The organism is Chitinophaga rhizophila (assembly GCF_019492185.1).
GTDB classification, from domain to species: Bacteria; Bacteroidota; Bacteroidia; order Chitinophagales; family Chitinophagaceae; genus Chitinophaga; species Chitinophaga rhizophila.
Genome location: NZ_JAICCF010000003.1, coordinates 1152220 through 1170155 on the forward strand (window position 1 = coordinate 1152220; position 17936 = coordinate 1170155).

The 17936-nt window shown below is 44.2% G+C and carries 14 protein-coding genes; 8 read left to right on the forward strand and 6 right to left on the reverse strand.

All coding sequences use genetic code 11. From position 1 onward, the window contains the following. Positions 1–137 precede the first annotated feature (137 nt). Positions 138–782 (reverse strand): DUF502 domain-containing protein, encoded by a 645-nt coding sequence (locus K1Y79_RS19285; protein WP_220251792.1) that lies wholly within the window; start codon positions 780–782, stop codon positions 138–140. A 358-nt stretch (positions 783–1140) separates the two neighbouring features. Between K1Y79_RS19285 and K1Y79_RS19290 the strand changes: the two genes are divergently transcribed. From K1Y79_RS19290 to K1Y79_RS29155, 7 genes are all read left to right on the forward strand, one after another. Next, complete coding sequence (locus K1Y79_RS19290) at positions 1141–1749, forward strand: TetR/AcrR family transcriptional regulator (protein ID WP_220251793.1); 609 nt, start codon at positions 1141–1143, stop codon at positions 1747–1749. Positions 1750–1763: 14 nt separating this feature from the next. Next, a complete protein-coding gene (locus K1Y79_RS19295; RefSeq protein ID WP_220251794.1) occupies positions 1764–3131 on the forward strand; it encodes a TolC family protein in 1368 nt (455 codons plus the stop codon). A gap of 35 nt (positions 3132–3166) precedes the next feature. Then, positions 3167–4273: an efflux RND transporter periplasmic adaptor subunit gene (locus tag K1Y79_RS19300; protein ID WP_220251795.1), complete on the forward strand. Its 1107-nt coding sequence runs from the start codon at positions 3167–3169 to the stop codon at positions 4271–4273. Positions 4274–4290: 17 nt separating this feature from the next. Next, positions 4291–7851, forward strand: coding sequence for an efflux RND transporter permease subunit (locus K1Y79_RS19305; RefSeq protein ID WP_220251796.1), 3561 nt, complete (start codon positions 4291–4293; stop codon positions 7849–7851). A 169-nt stretch (positions 7852–8020) separates the two neighbouring features. Then, complete coding sequence (locus tag K1Y79_RS19310; protein WP_220251797.1) at positions 8021–8806, forward strand: TIGR00266 family protein; 786 nt, start codon at positions 8021–8023, stop codon at positions 8804–8806. 115 nt (positions 8807–8921) lie between these two features. Beyond that, entirely contained in the window at positions 8922–10187 is a 1266-nt protein-coding gene (gene kynU / locus K1Y79_RS19315; protein WP_220251798.1) for a kynureninase, read from the forward strand. Between the two features lie 9 nt (positions 10188–10196). Beyond that, positions 10197–11492 carry a 2'-5' RNA ligase family protein gene (locus tag K1Y79_RS29155; RefSeq protein ID WP_236059700.1) on the forward strand — a complete coding sequence of 432 codons (1296 nt, stop codon included), beginning with the start codon at positions 10197–10199 and terminating at the stop codon, positions 11490–11492. A 66-nt stretch (positions 11493–11558) separates the two neighbouring features. Here the strand turns inward: K1Y79_RS29155 and K1Y79_RS19325 are convergent, their stop codons facing one another. From K1Y79_RS19325 to K1Y79_RS19345, 5 genes are all read right to left on the reverse strand, one after another. After that, positions 11559–12560 (reverse strand): FecR family protein, encoded by a 1002-nt coding sequence (locus K1Y79_RS19325; RefSeq protein WP_220251799.1) that lies wholly within the window; start codon positions 12558–12560, stop codon positions 11559–11561. Between the two features lie 3 nt (positions 12561–12563). After that, positions 12564–13151: an RNA polymerase sigma factor gene (locus K1Y79_RS19330; protein ID WP_220251800.1), complete on the reverse strand. Its 588-nt coding sequence runs from the start codon at positions 13149–13151 to the stop codon at positions 12564–12566. A gap of 101 nt (positions 13152–13252) precedes the next feature. Then, positions 13253–14005 carry a head GIN domain-containing protein gene (locus K1Y79_RS19335; protein WP_220251801.1) on the reverse strand — a complete coding sequence of 251 codons (753 nt, stop codon included), beginning with the start codon at positions 14003–14005 and terminating at the stop codon, positions 13253–13255. Between the two features lie 147 nt (positions 14006–14152). Next, positions 14153–14470, reverse strand: coding sequence for a carboxypeptidase-like regulatory domain-containing protein (locus K1Y79_RS19340; protein WP_220251802.1), 318 nt, complete (start codon positions 14468–14470; stop codon positions 14153–14155). 319 nt (positions 14471–14789) lie between these two features. Continuing rightward, a complete protein-coding gene (locus K1Y79_RS19345; protein ID WP_220251803.1) occupies positions 14790–15533 on the reverse strand; it encodes a Bax inhibitor-1/YccA family protein in 744 nt (247 codons plus the stop codon). A 441-nt stretch (positions 15534–15974) separates the two neighbouring features. On the opposite strand from K1Y79_RS19345, the gene K1Y79_RS19350 reads away from it, so the two are divergent. Continuing rightward, positions 15975–17828 carry a 2-oxoacid:acceptor oxidoreductase subunit alpha gene (locus tag K1Y79_RS19350; RefSeq protein WP_220251804.1) on the forward strand — a complete coding sequence of 618 codons (1854 nt, stop codon included), beginning with the start codon at positions 15975–15977 and terminating at the stop codon, positions 17826–17828. The last annotated feature ends 108 nt before the right edge of the window (positions 17829–17936 follow it).

Genomic DNA, 17936 nt, shown 5'->3' on the forward strand with positions numbered 1-17936 from the left:
TCCTACATTCATCTTAGGCTGATTGTTCGCAGCGGATATAAGAAATGCATTGTCCGACAAAGATCTGAAGATATGAAATACTCTTTATGCTTAGACCGGATAAATTGTAAAAAGTGGTCGGCCTTATAGTAGTTAGTTTAGCGGGCTTCCTTCTTCTCCGGCTTTTCGTGCACCTCAATATTGGTAACGCCGCCACTTACTGCAAACTTCATTGCTTCACCGGCAGGCACATTGGTAAGGGGTTTAACCTTCGTTACCGGCACCATAAAGACTTTACCAGTGATGGCGTATGCATGCGGTACGTAAACTGCAGTGTAGCCCTCCAGGCCAAGATTGGATACATCCTGCTGGGTGATGAAGCCCATTTCCCATACATCCACACCATAGACCTGTACCAGTACAGGATGATCAAATTTCTTCTTTTCACCAACAAAGGCGTCAAATACGTCTTTTACAGATGTGTAGATATATTTAATGAAAGGTGTTCTTTCCAGCAGATGGTCAAATAATGCGAAGATGCGGCTTACGATAAAGGAGGAACTCAGGTACCCTACTACAATCACCAGCAGTAACACCAACACAAAGCCCACACCTTTGTAGCGGAGGTATCGCAACGGTGTTTCAAGCGGAAGAATTTCTTTGGGAATGATGTTGTCAATAGTTACAAAAACCCAGTACAGTGTCAGGGCGGTCACGCCCATAGGAGCAAGTATCAACAATCCCTGGAAGAAGTACCTTAACAGCTTTGCAGCCAGGAGTTTGATGCGATTTTTAGGAGACATATTATTAAATGCAGATACGTGAATAAACCGGTAATCCCTGGTTCTGATACCTGACAGGGTGCAAAGTTACATCGTTTATTTTATCCCCGAAGGGAGATTCCTTTGAACAGATATGATGAATGATCTGATTACCAGGGCCGGTATTTCACCTGGAAGGTGGGTTAATGATCAACACAGGATAAGTATATTAAAATAATTCGCTTTGGAAACTTTTATAGTTTAAAAAGTTTCCATAGTTTTGTCTCAGCATCGCAAATCGACTTGAGACCACCAAAGAACTATGAAGCCAGGAGGAATTAAATAGCCACCACAGAAAGGATTTGCAGAAGAAATAAGAATCATTACATACTGTCAACCAATGGATATACAGGAACGTATTCTGGATACTGCATTCAGTCTGTTCTGTCAATTCGGAACAAGATCAATTACAATGGACGATATAGCCCAGCGTATGGGAGTATCCAAAAAGACGCTGTATGCTCATTTTGCAGATAAGGATGAACTGGTGATGCATGCCATTTCCCGCTATCTGAACCACTTAGCCCAGGAATGTGTGGAGTACCAGGATAAAGCTGCAAATGCCATTGACGAACTGTTTCTGGTAATGAAAATGCTGGACCAAAGCTTCCGCAATATGAACCCGATCATCCTGTTTGATCTGCAGAAGTTTCACGTCAAAGCATTCCAGGTGTTTCAGGATTATAAGTATAATAACCTTCAGAAAACTGTACGGCAGAATTTAGAAAGAGGGGTCCGTGAAGGATTATACCGGTCAGACTTTGACATAGAGATTATGACGCAATACCGGCTGGCAACATCCATGCTTTGTTTTCAGCCTGATATATTCCCCTACGGGAAATATGATATGAGTAAAGTACAATGTACCCTGCTTGAACATTTCCTGTACGGACTTGTTTCACCGGAAGGGTATAAACGCGTTGAAGAGAATAAACTACAACTACAGTAAAACCAATGACCTTTATGCAACCTGACAAAAAGCATGCGGGCCTTACAGGACTCCTGCTGCTGATTATTTTTCACTGTGGAATGGCCCAGCAGCAGCCCAGACCTCCGCTGCAGGAAACGATCTCGCTGTCTGCAAAACAAGCAATTGATTATGCGCTTGCTAATCAGGCCAGCGTACGAAACGCGAAACTGGATGAACTTATTCAGCTGGCCAAAAACAAGGAAGTAAGCGGACTGGCACTGCCTACCCTTGCCGGTTCTGGTACCTACCAGCATAACCCTATCGTACAGAAACAGTTAATTGACGCCGCTAACTTCAGTGATACTGTACCGAAAGGTACCCTTGTACCCTTTGCATTTGGATTGAAACATAATGCAGTAGGAGAGGTCACACTTAAACAAGTGCTCTTTGACCCGAGTGTACTGGTAGCCTTACAGGCACGGCAAACGCTGGAGCAGCTTTCAGCTAAAACAGTTCAGAAGTCAGAGATTGACGTAAAGGTAAATGTGTATAAGGCTTATTATAATGTGTTATCCGCCCGCAGAGGCCTGGAAATACTCGGTAATAACATCACTAATCTGAACAAACTATTGGGCGAAACCCGCGAGACTTATAAGAACGGGCTGGTGGAGAAGCTGGATGTAGACAGATTAGTAGTGCAACTGACCAATCTGCGTACAGAAGAAACCAAGTTGCGCAATATTGCAGAAGTAGGTATTGCTGCATTAAAGTACCAGATGGGTATGCCTATCCAACAGCCTATACAGCTTACAGATACTTTATCCCTGGATGAGATCAAATCAGCGCTGGCTTCAGAGCAGTTTGACTACTCACAGCGTATTGAATATCAGTTGCTGCAAACGCAGAAGCGGGCAAATGAGTTCGACCTCAAGCGATACAAGTTGCAGAAGCTTCCGACATTATCATTGTTTGGTACCGGTGGTGTAAGCCGTGCGAGTGATGTATTCAACTACTTCAGCAATGAGACCTGGTATGGATATGTATCATATGGTGTAAACCTGTCTTTTACCATCTTCAGCGGGTACCAGCGCAGACGTAAAGAAGACCAGGCATTCCTTCAGCTGAAAAAGACAGAAGTATCGCTCGAAGATGCCAAGCTGGGTATAGATATGGAACAGGCACAGTCTACCTCCAATCTTCGTAATAATATTCTGACACTCGAAGCGCAGGAGGGCAATATGAAGCTGGCCGAAGAAGTGTATAATACCACGCAGATCAAATATCGCGAAGGTGTTGGCTCGAGCCTGGAAATGAGTACAGCTGAGAATGAATTACTTACTGCACAGAATAATTACTTTACGGCACTCTATAATGCCGCTGTGTCAAAAGTAGATTACCTCAAAGCATACGGAAAACTGTAAGTGCATACTACAACTAACTATTAACTTTTAATCATATGTCCAAGATATATCGTCCCGCTCTGCTGATTGTTTCACTTATGGCTGCCTGTGGTAGTCCATCTCCGGAGGCGAAACTTGCAGAGCTGAAAAAGCAGGAGGCAACCCTGAAGCAGGAAATTGCTAAACTGGAAAAGCAAACACAGAAAACAGATACTACCGCACGCAAGAAGAAAGCTGTGATCATAGCTACTGTTCAGGATACAGTATTTGAGCACTATATAGATGTGCAGGGTGCTATTGACGCACGTGAAAATGTCAGTGTATCATCCAGGATACCAGGTGTTGTAACAGCTATTCATGTAAGAGAAGGCCAGGCCGTTAGTAAGGGGCAGGCGCTTGCACAGGTAGATGATCAGGTAATGAGAGCGAATATGGCAGAACTGCGTACACAGATGGATCTGGCAAACACTATGTTCCAGAAGCAGCAGAATCTCTGGAATCAAAAGATTGGTTCTGAAGTACAATATCTGAATGCAAAAAATCAGAAGGAATCACTGGAGAGGAAAATGGCCACTTTACAGGATCAGATAGGGCAGGCGAGGATCGTTTCTCCTATCAATGGTACTGTTGATGCGGTGATTGTTAAACTTGGCGATAATGCGGCTCCTGGTAGTCCTGCATTTCATGTTGTAAATGGTAGTAACCTGCGCGTATTGGCCAATGTAGCAGAAGGTTATGCCAGCAAGGTAAAAACCGGCGATCAGGTAGTACTTGACTTCCCGGATATTGATAAAACCATCCGTACAAAGATCGGTTTTGCATCTAAAGTAATCGACCCTGTGAGCCGCACGATTAAAGTGGAAGTGCCTTTGCAGAATGATCCGGAATTACGCCCTAATATGATTGCCAGGATGAAGATCATTGACTACGTTGCTCCAAAAGCAGTAGTAATACCAGTGAATATTATCCAATATTCATTGGGTAAGCCCTATGTGGTTGTAGCAGAGAATAAAGGCGGCGAAATGGTAGCTAAGAGGAAAGAAATTGAGTTGGGCCGCACTTATAATGATAAGGCAGAGATTAAGACAGGCCTGGCAACTGGCGAACAGATAGTAACTATCGGTTACCAGGGATTGAATGATAACGACCTTATCCAGCTTTAATATTCTAAAACTGGTTTATGCAAGACAATCTGAATAAAGAATTTAAACCTACCAGCTGGTCCATTGATAATAAGGTAAGCATCTATGTTGCAACCCTTATCCTGGCCCTGGCAGGTATCATGTCCTATCAGAGCCTGCCGAAGGAGCAATTTCCCGAGGTAGTGTTCCCACAGTTCTATATCAGCACCATCTATAGTGGTACATCTCCCGAAGATATGGAGACGCTGGTAACGAAACCGATAGAAAAACAACTAGGCGGTATATCTGGTGTGAAATCTATCAAGAGTACCTCCATGCAGGATTACTCGGCCATCACTATTGAGTTTGATGCCAGTGAGAATATGGAAACAGCCCGGCAGGAAGTACGTGAAAAGGTAGATGATGCCAAGAAAGACCTGCCTAACGATCTTACCCAGGAGCCCCAGATCATCAAAATAGACGTATCCCAGATACCTATTATGAACGTGAACCTGTCAGGTGATTTTGATCTGCAATCACTGAAAAAGTATGCAGATGAGATGCAGGACAGGATAGAAGCATTGAATGAGATTACCCGTGTGGATATTGTTGGTGCGCTGGAAAGGGAGATACAGATCAATGTTGATAAGTACAAAATGGACGCTGCAAAAATCAGCTTTGACGATGTAGCCAATGCGATTGCGATGGAGAACCGTACTATCTCCGGAGGTCTGGTATCTATGGACGGGCAGAAACGTACATTGAGTGTAAAAGGCGAGTATAAAGATGCTTCCAAAATCAGGGATATAGTAGTGCGTGGTATGTCAGGCGCTACTGTCTATCTGAAAGATGTAGCAGAGGTGGTGGATGGCTTTGAAGAACAAGAGAGTTATGCCCGCCTGGATGGCAAGAATGTAATTACGTTAAACGTGATTAAGCAGAGCGGTAAGAACCTGATTGATGCGTCAGATAAAATCCGGGTGATCATTGATGAAATGAAGAAGGATTATCTGCCTGCCGGATTGAACGTCACTATTACAGCAGATCAATCTAACTCAACACGCGTAACCCTGCATGACCTGATCAATACTATTATCATTGGTTTCATACTGGTGACGTTGATTCTGATGTTCTTCATGGGAGCTGTAAATGCCATATTCGTTGCTTTATCAGTGCCTATATCCATGTTCATTGCTTTCCTGCTGATGCCGATGTATGACTTCACCCTTAATATGATGGTGTTGTTCTCCTTCCTGCTGGCATTGGGAATAGTAGTGGACGATGCGATTGTGGTGATTGAGAACGTACACAGGATATTCTATGAACGTCGGGATCTTGGTATAGTAAGAGCAGCTAAGGTAGCCGCAGGAGAGGTGTTCCTACCGGTATTCTCTGGTACGCTCACAGTACTCGCACCATTCTTCCCGCTGTTATTCTGGCCTGGCATTATCGGAAGTTTTATGTTCTTCCTGCCAGTAACGTTAATTACGACGCTGGGAGCTTCATTGATAGTTGCCTATATTATCAACCCGGTATTTGCGGTTGACTTTATGGATCGACATGAGGGAGAAAATCATCCTAAGCCGACGTTTAACAAGAAAATGAAGATACTGACTGTGGTATTCATAGTGGTGGCATTGCTGGCATATGTATCAGGTAGTCCGGGAGTAGGCAACTTCACCATCTTCATGCTGCTGATGATTATGCTGGAAAGGTTCTGGCTTGGAGGTGTAGCGCGTCGTTTCCAGAGTCATGTATGGCCTCGCGTACAGGAGAGGTATAAGCATATCCTGCAGTGGTGCCTGGTTGGCTGGCGCCCGATATGGATATTGCTAGGTACGTTTGGATTGCTGGTATTCAGCATTATGCTGACCGCTATCCGTAGTCCGAAGGTGGTATTCTTCCCACAGGCAGATCCGAACTTCATATATACTTACATCGAGTTGCCTATGGGTACCGATCAGAAGTATACTGACTCAGTGACCCATGTTATAGAACAGAAGATTGCGGCGGTAGTAGGCACTAAGAATCCAATTGTAGAATCTATTATATCTAACGTGGCAGTAGGAGCAGGAGACCCTTCTCAGATGGACATGAGTGTGCAGCCGCATAAGGGTAAAGTGACAGTAGCATTTGTGGAATTTGGTAAACGTGACGGGCACTCGACTGTTCAATACCTGGATAAGATCCGTAAGGCAGTAAGGGGTATTCCCGGAGTAGATATTACTGTAGAGCAAGAACAGGGTGGTCCGCCTACAGGTAAGCCAATCAATATTGAAATTTCCGGCGATGAGTTTGAGGAACTGACTATTGCAGCAGATAAAATGAAAAGATACCTGGATAGTCTGGAGATTGGAGGCGTAGAAGAGCTGAAATCTGACTTCCAGAGCAATAAACCGGAGATTCTGGTGAATATTGACCGTGAAAGAGCAAACAGAGAAGGTATTAGTACAACAACTATAGGTATGGCATTGCGTACCGCGTTGTATGGTCAGGAAGTATCCAAGTTCCGCGATCCGGAAGATGATTATAAGATCATGGTACGGTTCAGGGAAGATCAGCGTAACAACATCAATACCCTGATGAACCTGAATATCGTGTATCGCGATATGAATATGGGTGGTGCAATACGGCAGGTACCCTTATCTGCGGTAGCAGACATCAGGTATTCTAACACTTACGCCAGTATCAAACGTATTGATCAGAAGCGTGTTGTGACGTTGTATTCAAATGTATTGACCGGTTACAATACCAATGAAGTGGTGCAGCAGATACAGACCGCCATACAGGATTTCCCTAAGACGCCTGGTATTTCAGTAAAAATGACCGGGGAGCAGGAAGATCAGGAAGAGACATCAAGCTTTTTGGGTATGGCAATGCTGGGCGCTTTCGGTCTGATTCTGATGATCATGGTAACGCAGTTCAACTCCATAGGCCGTCCGCTGGTAATATTTATGGAAATATTGTTTTCTATTATAGGGGTGTTCCTTGGTTTTGCCATCTTTGGAATGGACATCTCTATTGTAATGACTGGCGTAGGTATTATGGCCCTGGCCGGTATAGTAGTACGAAACGGTATAGTACTGGTGGAATTTACCGACTTGCTGATACAGCAGAACATGCCAGTATATGAGGCAGTTATAGAAGCGGGCAGAACACGTATGACCCCGGTATTGCTGACAGCGATCGCGGCTATATTGGGTCTGATACCGCTGGCGGTTGGGTTTAATATCGATTTCGCCGGATTGTTCTCTTCATTTGAGCCGCATATCTTCTTTGGAGGCGATAACGTCGCATTCTGGGGACCGCTGGCGTGGACAATGGTATACGGACTCGTGTTTGCGACGTTCCTGACATTGATACTGGTACCGGTGATGTATGCGATGAATAAACGCTCAATAGATGTCCTGGACCGCTATAATTTGCCCAGGACGTTAAAATATGTCCCTTTTCTGGTGTTGATACTGAAACTGAGATTAAGGAAAGAGGAAGTGCGCAGGTTGCATGATCCGGCTTATGTATCAGCGAAGCCTTACCGGTTTTTCCCGGATGGAGAGGAAGAGGAGACAGAACATACATATAAGCACCATCAAGATAAGAAGATGCATGAAAGAGTTTAGTTCACACTATACAGTGTAACAGTTGTAGGTTTAACAGGTACCGCTTCGTTTCTACGAAGCGGTTCTTTTTTTATACCTTAACAAATTTTAACAATTGACTGCGATTGCAATTACTTACATTTGATCCACAAGAGCCATTCTTGTTAACCTTGATTAATATATCAACGCTATGCGACGCAACCATGAAATAGATTACCGTATCTATGGTGAAGAAATACAGATTGTCGAGATAGAGCTGGATCCACAGGAGACTGCAATTGCTGAGAGTGGAAGTTTTATGATGATGGACCAGGATATTCAGATGCAAACGATGTTCGGGGACGGTTCACAACCTAATCAGGGACTTTTAGGCAAACTGGTATCTGCCGGTAAACGTATGTTGACCGGAGAGAGTCTATTTATGACTGCTTTTACGAATATTGGTCAGGGTAAGAAGAAGGTGAGTTTTGCTGCGCCATATCCGGGTAGGATTCTTGCAATGGATCTGCAACGGATGGGAGGGAAGGTAATTTGTCAGAAGGATGCGTTCCTATGTGCAGCGAAAGGTGTTAGTATTGGGATTGAATGGCAACGGAAGCTGGGAACCGGCATTTTTGGCGGGGAAGGCTTTATTATGGAGAAGCTGGAGGGTGATGGTATGGCATTTGTGCATGCAGGCGGTATGGTTATCGAAAGAGAGCTATTACCTGGCCAGGTATTAAAAATTGATACTGGTTGTGTGGTTGCGTATACTTCAGGCGTACATTTTGACGTTGAATTTGTAAAAGGGATTAGGAATATGGTGTTTGGTGGTGAGGGATTATTCTTTGCCACATTAAGAGGTCCAGGTAGGGTGTGGATACAATCTTTACCTATCAGCCGGATGGCCGCGAGACTTATGTCTTATGGTACAGGAAAGCGTAAGGAGGAGGGTAGTATTCTGGGAGGATTTGGTAATTTGCTGGACGGAGATTGATCCAAGACACGTTATAGTGGTTCCGTATGCCCTGGAGGCTGCAACAGTACTCATTTTTTTAAGTAAAGTACAGGTAATGGCGGAATCAGGTAGAAGAAACCTGGAATTTTGATTTATGTTTGAAGTATCAAAAAGGTTTGCTGAAGAGCAGGACCAATTAGACCCATTAAAGACGTACAGGGAACAATTTTATTTCCCTCAGAGAAATGGAAGAGATGCTATATATTTTTGTGGAAATTCATTAGGATTACAGCCGAAAAACGTAAAACCGGCCATAGAACAGGAACTGAACGACTGGAAGCATCATGCAGTAGAAGGATACTGGAATGCAGAAAATCCATGGCTTTATTATCAGCAATATTGTAGCAAACCACTTACTAAAATAGTAGGAGCCAGCCAGGAAGAGTTAACAGTGATGAATACGCTTACTGTAAATCTCCATTTATTACTGATGAGTTTTTATAAGCCTACGACACAGCGTTTTAAGGTGCTGATGGAGGCGGGAGCGTTTCCGAGTGATCAGTACGCTTTAGAGACACAGGTGCGTCTGCATGGATTTGATCCGCAGGAGGCAATTATAGAAGTGGCCCCCCGGCCTGGTGAACATTTGATCAGAGAGGAAGATATTTTTAAGATTATTGAGCAGGAAAGTAGTAGCTTAGCAATAATATTATTGGGGGGAATAAACTATTATACCGGCCAATTGTTTAATATGCAGTCCATTACGGAAGCCGCCCATAGAGTTGGGGCTGTAGTCGGGTTCGACCTGGCACACGTAATAGGAAACGTACCTTTGAATTTGCACGACTGGGAAGTAGATTTTGCCGTTTGGTGCTCTTACAAATATTTAAATGGAGGCCCCGGCGCTGTAGGTGGAGCATTTATACACGAGAAACACGCCCGCGATACTAACCGGCAAAGACTAGGTGGTTGGTGGGGCAACGAAGAAAGTACCCGTTTTAAAATGGAGAAGGGTTTTAAACCCAAAAGCCGTGCAGAAGGCTGGCAAATTAGCACGGCGCAGGTATTTAACATGGTAGCATTAAAAGCCTCACTGGAACTATTTGAGTCCGCCGGGATGGCAGCTTTAAGAGATAAGAGCATTAAACTCACCAATTATCTTGAATTCCTGTTAAAACATATAGAAAACATAAAATTTGAAATAATTACGCCAAAAAATTGTAAGGAACGCGGTGCTCAATTATCTTTGCTCTTTCATGAAAAAGGGAGAGAAATCCAACAAAAGATGACAGACGCCGGTATAATCGTCGACTGGCGGGAACCCGGAGTAATTCGTATTTCACCGGCGCCCTTATATAACTCATATGGAGACGTATTTCATTTTTATGAAATCATAGCTAATATTGATTCAAACGCTTAATTAAGTAAGATGACTTTTGAGAGAAACGAACGCCCCCGTAGGCCCTACTCTCCAACTGGTACAGAGAAAGACCAAGATCCCAATAAGGAGAGACCAGGCGGTTACTTCAAACCCGATTTTAATAACGATAGGGAGGGCAGACCTGGTGGATACCGGGATAGAGAAGACAGACCTTTTAATTCTGATCGTGACGGTGGTTACAACCGTGGGGATCGTGATAGCGGTGGCGGATATCGTCCACGTGATAATGGAGGCTATGGCGACCGTGATGGCGGTGGTGGCGGCTATAACCGCGATGGCGGTGGTGGTGGCTACAATCGTGGCGGTGGTGGTGGCTACGACCGTGATGGCGGTGGTGGCGGCTATAACCGTGGCGGCGGCGGTGGTTACGATCGCGGCGGCGGTGGTGGTTATGATCGCGGCGGTGGCGGCGGTGGTTACAATCGCGGCGGTGGCGGCGGTGGTTACGATCGCGGCGGCGGTGGTGGTTATGATCGCGGCGGTGGCGGCGGTGGCTACAATCGCGGCGGTGGCGGCGGTGGTTACGATCGCGGCGGTGGCGGCGGTGGTTACAATCGCGGCGGCGGCGGTGGTGGTTATGATCGCGGCGGTGGCGGCGGTGGTTACGATCGCGGCGGTGGCGGCGGTGGTTACAATCGCGGCGGCGGAGGCGGTGGATTTAACCGTGGCGGCGGCCAGCGTGGTGGTCCACGTGGTGGTGGCCAGCGTAGACCTTTTACGCCTAAACCTGACAACAAGATCTATTTTATCGCCTTACTCCCTACAGCTGAAGTAGGTAAGGAGATCATTAAAATAAAGCAGGAATTTGCTGAAAACTATGGTCCTTTATATGCGTTAAAAGTATTGCCGCATATTACCCTGCAGGTACCATTTACAGCTGATCCTGCACTGGAAAAAGCTTTCTGTGATGAATTAGCAGAATTTGCTAAATCACAGGCACCGTTTGAGGTTTCCCTCGATGGTTTCGGTACCTTCCCTAATAAACAGAACCGCGTTCTGTTCATTAATGTAGAGAAGAGCGAAACAATGAGCGCCCTGCACAGACAGCTGATCAACTTCCTGCGTAAGGAATTTGGTTTCAGTACAATGCTGGCTCGTACCGGATTCACTCCGCATGTTACAGTTGCTTTCAAAGACCTGGAAGATGCGCAGTTTGAAAAGGCATGGCCTGAATACGAAAACAAGGAATATAAAGCCACCTTCAAGGTGAATAACCTGTACTTCCTCCGTCATAACGGTAAATCCTGGGAAGTTTTGCAGAAATGCAAACTGGGAGGAGCCTGACAATAAAAAGGTGGTCTGTTCAACAGACCACCTTTTTTATTTAACTACTTTTGTTTAAACAGTAGATTAATCCTGCTTACCAGACTTTCCAAGTCTATACACATCCCCTTCCTTCGTCCAGCTTACATTGGCACTTATTGATATAGTTGACAAGACTTCTTCTAACGGCTGAGCGGGTGTTATCCTGGTTTTAATATTGTATGACCTGACATCTTCATCCGCTACGATCTTAATACTATATAATGCTTCCACTTTTCTGATTACATGGCTGATCGGTTCGTCGTTAAAGACCATGATATTGTCCTTCCAGGCCATGAAGTCATGATTTGAAATGGCGTCTTCTGCCAGGTGTTGTTTTTCACCAAGGGTGACTTTTCGACCTTCTGTCAGTACTACCTGACCAGCCTTTTCTTCACTTCCTGCCGATACAGCTACTTTTCCACTAAGGACAAAGACTTCTACCGGCTCGACAGCATAGGCTTTAACATCGAATGTTGTACCTAATACCTGAGTCCTGGTTTGTGGCGTATATACTACAAATGGATGTGCATCATCTTTCACGACATCAAAGAAGGCTTCCCCCTCGAGATGAATAGCACGTTCTCCCTCACCGAAGTTTTTAGCATACTGCAGACTACTGCTTTTGTTGATAAAAGCCCGGGATCCATCCGGTAATAGAACAATATTCGTCTCATTAGCAGCAGTTTTTACACTGATGTGTTCCGGCCCACGGAGCATAAAGTACGCAGTTGCTGCACCGCCTATAAGTAGTATAGCAGCTGCTGCACGTATAAAACTGCGGGAACTTCTTACAACAGTCATTTGTGGTTGTGCGGGTTGTGACCGCATTTTACGGTTGAAGGCAGCCCAATTTGCATCAATATCAGGAGTGATATCATCGTCAGCATTACCGGTCAGATCCCAGGTTTTACGTACTTGCTCGTAATACCTGCGGTTTGCGTCATCTTCCTCCAGCCAGCTTTTCAGCTCTGCCTGTTCCGCAGCACTCAGGCTGCTTTCCAGCGAGCGCACTATCAACGTTTCTATATGGTCAAAGGTGTATGACATACATTAAAATTGTAAAAGTAAAGGATAAATAGCGCTACCTGCAAGGAAGAGTATAAAGATCTGCAGATAGTCCTGCAGGGATACCCTTAGCTTTTTCAGTGCGGTTATCATCTGATTTTCAACAGTCTTTACGGATATTTTAAGCGTAGCTGCAATTTCACGATAAGACATTTCTTCATAACGGCTGAGAATGAATATCTCCCGGCATTTCTCAGGCAGTTTATCTATCGCCTGTTGTATATGCCTGGTAGTCTGTTGCAGACTTTGACCGGCTGGTGCTGCCTGAACAGGCTCCATGTACTCCTCAATAGGCATATGTACGCCTTTTCGTTTATTCTTATCAAGATGATCAAGTGCCATATTAATACCCGCTCGCTGCAAATATGCCTTGAAGTATACCTGATGCAGTTCCGAACGCCTGTTCCATATCTTGATGAACACGTCCTGCGCAAGATCTTCAGCGGTTGCATTATCCTGGACGATGCGGTAAATTGTCTTACAAACGAAGGAAAAGTAGGTTCGGAAAAGGGTTTCCATAAACACCTCTTCATTCTCCTGCAAAAGTTGTTGTAGTTGTGCATTTTCCGGCATTGTACAAAAATAGGTTTTGTCCTTATTTCTACTAACAAAACTGTTTGTTGTTCCGGAAAATGCAGCTATATAACCAGCCTGCATGTGTGACACTTTCGATATTATAGTTTAATTACTCTCCCTGACCCTTGTATATTAGTGCTAACAGCTGCCCCACCTTTATATCTGACATCTCCGCTGCCACGAATGCTAACATCCAGTGAATGACCTACCTGTAATGTATGATTACCAGATCCTTTGACAGAAACATTGGCGTCATGACAATATAAATCAAGTCCGCTCACATCTCCGCTGCCATTAATAGTACTATGAAGGGATTGAACGGTTCCAAATAACTGGATATTGCCGCTACCATCGACACGTGTATCAAGTCTGTCTGTCACTATTTTAAAACGGGCATTACCGCTACCATCCATTTTATAGGAAAAATGATCTGTTTTAATGGTGTCCAGGCTTTCAACGCTGCCAGAGCCTGAGAAATCTACACCATAGTATTGAGCAGATTGAAGGTATACGTCAATGTTTCGGGTAGTACGCAGTCTAACACCTCGTTTGACGCGGATGCGAAGAGTGTTACCACTAACATAAGTTTCAATCGCCCGCATTGCGTTATCATCTGCGGTTACTTCAACCGGACCATCAGTACCCTGTCTGAGGTGTACGTGGAAGGGGCCATCTGCTGAAACGTCTGAAAAAGCAGGCACTTGCCTGGTTTCAGTTACAACTACTCCTGAACCAGATACAAAGTCTTTATCGCAGGCAGTCAGGGTAAAGCTAAACATGGCCAGCAGAAATATTTCCCAGCTCGCAGTGTTCCATCTGCGAATAATACTATTATAATTCGATTTTTCCATTTGAAGGGGATTTGACAATTATAACGGCAGGAAGAACAAATACCCCTATAAAGACTGGATATGGACCAAAAAAAAGAGCCGGCCATACAGACGTACGGAACCGGCTTTTTGATTAACCCCTATGAAAACCAACTATTGCTTACATTTTTATTGTTCAAGTTTGATTTCACCCAGATCAGTTACTCTTCCTTCTTCCACATTTATATCATTGATTGTTACCTTTTTAAAAGGTTGTTTGGCCTCAATGATCACGGAGTAATTGCCTGGTTTTGCGCCCTGCAAGTTAAAAGTCCCATCCAGCACATCCGCCTTCAGTGTATCTGCACCATAAATGGCCCAGGCTTTACTGGCTCCATCCAGCGGAGTAACTTTACCCGTAATGGAACCACCTTCAACACTACTGAAGGAAAACGCTGCGATAGCTGCAACTGTCAGGGCTAATATGCTTACGTTGAATTTTTTCATATCTACATTTTTAAGGTGATACAATCAAGTATTTTCCTTGTGGTGTAAGCATATTCGCAGTGAAATCTACTAAAGAACTACATGGTAAAAAGATCAATTTCCATGCCACCAGCTTGATCCAAGTTTTATAAGGCGGTATTTAACAATCCTTTATAACAGCTTTAACATTAATCGGTTAGGTGTTAACATAAAGCTGCCAGCGAACTCTAAAATAAGCCTGACAGAATGTTGTATTTATACAACAAAATGGCGCACACTGCCAACAAAAAAGCCTGCACATTGTGCAGGCCCTTATAACTTAGCTCAATATTAAACAACGCTACCTTCTGTTGAGTTTGGCGAGAAGATTCAATATTTCCAGATATAGCCACACTAACGTTACCAGCATTCCAAAGGAAGCCAGCCACTCCACATGTTTAGGCGCTCTTTGTTGTACCCCCTGATATACGAAGTCAAAATCGATTGTCAGGCGTAAGGCTGCTACTGTAACAACTACCAATGAAAAAATAATTCCAATGGTGCTACCTTCATGAAGGAATGGGATCCTGATATTAAACATGCCAAGTACCCATGCCAGCAGATAGAAAATAGCGATGCCTGCTGTAGCTGTAAATACGATAGATTTAAATCGCTCAGTAACACGGATAATACCTGTTCTGTACAATATCAGCATAGCAGTAAATACTCCAAAAGTTAACCCAACCGCCTGTGCAATGATACCATCATAAAGATTATTGAATATCACTGAAATAATACCCAATGTAAACCCTTCTGCGAGCGCATATGCCGGCGCAAGGTATTGAGCCCATTCTTTCTTAAACATGATGATAAGGAAGATCACTATACCAGCAATGAGGCCACCATAGAAGAGAGGAAGGATATTCTGATTTCTCGCAGGCGCTCCCCAAGCATATACAGCAGAAGCTACTACGAGTAATAATAAGAAGGCCATTTTACCAATTGTACCATTAACAGTCATGGTGCCCTCCGAACTTTGAGAACCTGCCTGCTGAAGATTTCTTTCAGTCAGTATAGGGTTACTACCGGATCCAAATATTGCCATTATAAAAAGGTTTAGTCCTACGAAATTACAATTTCAGTGATATTTCCAACGGTCGAGCCACGAGTTCTATCATTTATCAATTCTTATATTCCTGACTTGCCTCTATTGCCAATTGTAATCGCCAAATGAGTTTCCAAGCTTGGCTAAGACATTTATTCCCCATCAAATTCCCAAATAGATAAACAGATACAGTTAAATCTGACATAGCTTTGCATCCCGATCAGGCAGACTGTAAACAACCAATTATCGGCAGCTCATCAATTACTTAAAGTTATGAGGCATAACATTAATCTATGTGATGCGCACAGAAAAGTCTATAAGGTTTGTGTACTTTTGTCTTCCCTGACCTCGCTGACAGGTTTAATATATCCAGCGGTTACTACCTTGCGAATTATTAAATTTACAGCCTGAAATACAAAGGATAGTTAAATAAGATATTCAATGTCAAATACTTCGGTTCAACAGATAGAAGACGTAGTGATAAAATTTGCTGGTGACAGTGGCGACGGTATGCAGCTGACTGGTACTCAGTTCTCCAATAACACTGCATTAATCGGCAATGACCTAAGCACATTCCCGGATTTTCCGGCAGAAATACGCGCCCCACAGGGAACCCTCGCAGGCGTGAGTGGCTTCCAGCTGCATTTTTCTTCAAATCGAATTTTTACTCCGGGAGACGCCTGCGATGTACTGGTAGCGATGAACGCTGCCGCGCTGAAGGCTAACCTGAAAGGCCTCAAAAAAGGCGGTATCATCATCGCTAATACAGATGGTTTTGATGCTAAAAACCTTCGTCTGGCTAATTATCCGGATGGAGTAAACCCACTGGAAGACGGTTCTTTACAATCTTATCAGCTGCACACAATGGACGTTACCAAAATGACCCGTGAAGCGCTTAAAGAGGTTAACCTGGGTATGAAGGAAAAGGACCGTGCAAAGAATATGTTTGTATTGGGCTTCCTCTACTGGCTGTACGATCGTAATATGGAAAGTACAGAGAACTTCCTGACAGAAAAGTTTGGTAAGAAACAGGATATTCTCGATAGTAACCTGAAGGCATTACATGCAGGATATAACTTCGCAGAAACAGTAGAAGCATTCAGTACCCGTTTCCGTGTAGAAAAAGCCCGGATGGAACCAGGAACTTACCGTAGTATTACTGGTAATACCGCACTGGCCTATGGACTAATCGCGGCAAGCCAAAAGGCCAATTTGCCGTTATTCCTGGGTACTTATCCAATTACGCCGGCATCAGACATCCTGCATGAACTAAGCCGGTACAAGAACTTTGGCATTCGTACTTTCCAGGCGGAAGACGAGATTGCTGGTATAACATCCGCTATTGGCGCTTCATATGGAGGTCACATGGGCGTAACTACCACATCTGGTCCTGGGATGGCATTGAAAGGTGAAGCCATGGGGCTGGCAGTGATGCTGGAAATTCCCCTGCTGATAGTAAATATACAGCGTGGCGGCCCTTCTACTGGTCTGCCTACCAAAACAGAGCAATCTGACCTGCTGCAGGCTTATTACGGCCGTAACGGTGAATGTCCGATGCCGATCGTATCAGCATCTACTCCGTCAGACTGTTTTAGTGCCATATATGAGGCTTTCCGTATATCCATTGCACATATGACGCCGGTTATCTTCCTTAGTGATGGTTACATCGCAAATGGTGCAGAACCATGGCGCTTCCCGCAAAGCAAAGACTTACCTGTCATTCCTGTAACCTTTAAGAAAGGACTCGAGGACGGTGAAGAACAATTCCTGCCTTATCATCGTGATGAGAACCTGGTACGTCCGTGGGCTGTTCCTGGTACGCCGGGACTGGAGCACCGTATAGGTGGTCTGGAAAAGCAGAACATAACCGGTAACGTAAGCTATGATCCTGAGAACCACCAGTTGATGGTGCGTATCCGTCAGGAAAAAGTAGACAGGATTGCTGATCACATTCCTGCGCAGACGATTGAACTTGGCCCTGAGAAAGGTAAAGTACTCGTACTTGGATGGGGCTCTACCTACGGTGCCATTAAAAGCGCAGTACTTGAATTGTTGTCAGAAGGTCATGAGGTGGCACATGCTCATATCAGATATCTGCGTCCTTTCCCAAAAAATCTGGCGGAAATACTGCATAGTTATGATAAGGTATTAATCCCTGAGATCAACAATGGTCAGCTGATCAAGATTATCCGTGAGCAATTCCTGATCGATGCTGTTGGGTATAATAAGATTATGGGAGTACCTATTACTAAAGGAGAACTGGTAATCAAGATAAAAGAGATGTTGCAGCAATAATGCAGCAAACCTTCATGATAAATTTATATAAGATCCTGCCTTTAGGGGCAGGATTTTTATTATATTTAATACTATATAACAAAACAGGCAACTGTACGTTTGCTATAT